General features: G+C 73.7%; 3 protein-coding genes. 1 reads left to right on the top strand and 2 read right to left on the bottom strand.

The annotated features are described in order from the left end of the window. Positions 1-1,195 (bottom strand): galactokinase (galK, locus tag ACYVE9_RS19700; RefSeq protein ID WP_461029205.1); only part of this gene is annotated, 1,195 nt, incomplete at its 3' end. After that, a complete protein-coding gene (galT, locus tag ACYVE9_RS19695) occupies positions 1,195-2,262 on the bottom strand; it encodes a galactose-1-phosphate uridylyltransferase (RefSeq protein WP_461029204.1) in 1,068 nt (355 codons plus the stop codon). The genes galT and galK, both read right to left, overlap by 1 nt. Positions 2,263-2,365: 103 nt before the next feature. Between galT and ACYVE9_RS19690 the strand changes: the two genes are divergently transcribed. Further along, positions 2,366-3,373 (top strand): LacI family DNA-binding transcriptional regulator, encoded by a 1,008-nt coding sequence (locus ACYVE9_RS19690; protein ID WP_461029203.1) that lies wholly within the window; start codon positions 2,366-2,368, stop codon positions 3,371-3,373. Positions 3,374-3,432 lie beyond the last annotated feature (59 nt).

Genomic DNA, 3,432 nt, shown 5'->3' with positions numbered 1-3,432 from the left:
GGCTGCGGTGGCCGGCGGCGGTGAAGGCCTGCCGCACCGCCTCGGTCACCGCGGGCACGTCGCGGTCCTGGGCCAGGACGATCGCCGAGCCGCCGAAGCCGCCGCCGGTCATGCGTGCGCCCAGTGCCCCGGCGTCGTGGGCGGCCGTGACGACCAGGTCCAGCTCGGGGCAGGAGACCCGCATGTCGTCCCGCAGGGAGACGTGCCCGGCGGTGAGCACCGGCCCGACCGCCCGGACGTCCCGCTCGGCGAGGTGGGTGACGACCCGCTCGACACGCTGGTTCTCGGACACCACGTGCCGGACGTAGGCGCGGACGGCCTCGTCGTCCAGCTGTTGCAGCGCGTCGTCCAGGCGGTCCGGGGTCAGGTCGCGCAGCGCACGCACGCCGAGCAGGCGGGCGGCCCGTTCGCACCCGGCCCGCCGCTCGGCGTAGGCCCCGTCACCCAGGGCGTGCTTGACCCGGGTGTCCACGACGAGCAGGCGCAGTCCGTACGCCGCCAGGTCGAAGGGGAGCCTGCGGTACGTCAGGTCCCGGGTGTCCAGGTGCAGCAGGTGGCCCTCGGTGCAGCAGGTGGAGGCGATCTGGTCCATGACACCGCAGGGCACACCGACGAAGGCGTTCTCCGCGCGCTGGCAGAGCCTCGCGATCTCGGTGGACGGCAGACCGAGCCGGTACAGGTCGTCGAACGCGAGCGCGGTGGCCACCTCCAGTGCCGCCGAGGAGGACAGTCCGGCCCCGGACGGCACCGACGAGGCGAGGTGCACGTCCGCCCCGCCGACCCGGTGGCCGGCCTGCCGCAGCGCCCACAGGACTCCCGCCGGGTACGCGGCCCAGCCGTACCCGGCCTCGGCGGACGACGTGGCGCCCGGCGGGCGCTCGGCCGCGGGGGTGAGGTCGTCGACGCGCAGTTCGACCACGTCACCGCCGGTGTCCGCGGAGTGCAGCCGCAGGATCCCGTCCGAGCGGCGGGAGACCGCCGCGACCGTGGTGTGCGGCAGTGCGAGCGGCATGACGAAGCCGTCGTTGAAGTCGGTGTACTCGCCGATCAGGTTGACCCGCCCCGGCGCGGCCCAGAGGCCCTCGGGAGCTTTCCCGTACAGCGCGGTGAACGCGTCGGCCACCTGGGCGGCGGGCGCGGAAGGGCCGGAGTCGGCGGCGTTCGGGTGTTCCCGTGTCGGGCGCGGCCTCGGCATCAGCTCGCCACCTCCCGCAGGCGCTGGGCGGCGGCCTCCGGGGGCACGTCGTTGATGAAAACGTCCATGCCGGACTCGGAGCCGGCCAGGAACTTCAGCTTTCCCGACGTGCGCCGGACGGTGAACAGTTGCAGGTGGAGCGCGAACTCCGACCGGTCCGCGTGGTCCGTCGCCGGCTCACCGCCGGTTCGGCCGAAGGGTGCCTGGTGCCAGGCGGAGATGTACGGCGTGGGCGGCTGACCGGGACCGAAGAGGCGGTCGAACCTGCGCAGCAGTTCCAGGTAGACCCGCGGGAACTCCGCCCGGGCGGGCCCGTCCAGGTCGCGCAGGTCGGGGACCCGGCGGCGCGGGTACAGGTGGACCTCGTACGGCCAGTGGGCGGCGTAGGGCACGAAGGCCACCCAGTGCTCGCCCTCCCACACGACGCGTGACTCGGCCAGTTCGCGGCTGAGCACGTCGTCGAAGAGGTTGCGCCCACCGGTGCGGCGGGCGTGTGCACCCGCGCTGCGCAGCATGCGCTCGGTCCGCGGCGTGACGAAGGGGTAGGCGTAGATCTGGCCGTGCGGATGGCCGAGCGTCACCCCGATCTCGGCGCCCCGGTTCTCGAAGCAGAACACCTGCGCGACCTGCGGCAGCCGGGCCAGTTCGGCGGTGCGGTCGGTCCAGGCGTCGAGCACGAGGCCGGTCTGCTCCTCGGTGAGGTCGGCGAACGAGGCCTGGTGGTCGGCGGTGAAGCAGACGACCTCGCAGCGGCCGGAGTCCCCGGCCAGTGAGGGGAAGCGGTTCTCGAAGACGGCCACCGCGTAGTCCTCGGCCGGGATCTCGCTCCGCCGGTCCGCGGAGGACGGGCAGAGCGGGCATTCGTCGGCCGGCGGATGGTAGGTGCGGTCCTGCCGGTGCGAGGCGACGCAGACGCTGTCACCGAGCAGCGGGTCCCGACGCACCTGGGAGGCGGTCGCCACCTTGTCGAGGGGCCGTCGGTCGACGGCGTCGCGCACGGCGTCGTCCCGCAGGTCGTAGTAGAGCAGTTCTCGGCCGTCGGCCAGCCTGACAGGCGTCTTGTGCACCCTGGTCTCCTCTTCCGGCTCCACCCAGCCAAGCACAGCAGACGGTATCTTGTACATCGTTGTAAACCAGGTCCCGGACGGGCGCCGGGGCGGAGGGAGCGTCGTGCGGGTCAGCCTCAAGGACGTCGCGGCACACGCGGGCGTGTCGGTCAAGACCGTGTCGAACGTCGTCAACGACTACGCGCACGTCACACCCGGCATGCGGGCCAGGGTGCAGGCGTCGATCGACGCACTCGGCTACCGGCCGAACCTCGCGGCCCGGCATCTGCGGAAGGGACGCACCGGCACCATCGCGCTGGCCCTGCCCGAGCTGGGCAACCCGTATTTCGCCGAGCTGGCCGCGGCGGTGATCGACGCGGCGGCCGAGCACGACTGCACGGTGCTGATCGACCACACGGGCGGCCGACGGGAGCGGGAACTGCTGGTCAGCCAGGGTTTCCGGGCCCGGGTGATCGACGGCCTGATCCTCAGCCCGATCGAGCTGGAGACCGAGGATCTGGCGGACCGCGCAGAGCAGGTCCCGCTGGTCCTGCTCGGCGAGCGCCGCTACGAGGCGCCCTACGACCACGTGGCCGTGGACAACGTCGCAGCCGCCCGGACGGCCGTGCGGCACCTGTGCGAGCTGGGACGGCGGCGGATCGCCTTCCTGGGCGCCCGCCGGGACCAGAGCAGACCCGCGGAACTGCGCCTCCGGGGGTGGCGCGAGGAGCTGACGGCGCGGGGGCTGCCGGCCGACGGCTCGCTGGTCGGCCCCACCCACGGCTGGGGCCACGCAGACGGCGCCGCGGCGATGGCGGCCATGCTGGACGCGGGTGAACGGCCCGACGCGGTGTTCGCCTACAACGACCTGATCGCCATCGGGGCGATGCGGGTGCTCTTCGAACGCGGCCTGCGGGTGCCGCGCCAGGTGGCGGTCGTGGGCTTCGACGACGTGGTGGAGGGACGGTTCGGCGCGGTGACGCTGACCTCCGTCGCACCGGACAAGGCGGCCATCGCCCGGATGGCCGTCGGAGCGGTCCTGTCGCGTCTCGGCGGCGAGCAGCGGGCCGCTGAGTACCGGGAGGCCGGTTACGCGCTGATCGAGCGGGAGAGCACGCGCGGCCGAGGTTGAGGGCCCGCGCCGGGACCGGACCGGTCCGGGCGGGGCCGGCGGGTCCGGCTCAGCCCCGG

Source organism: Streptomyces sparsus, from assembly GCF_054776295.1.
This window is presented reverse-complemented; position numbering and strand designations above follow the sequence as displayed.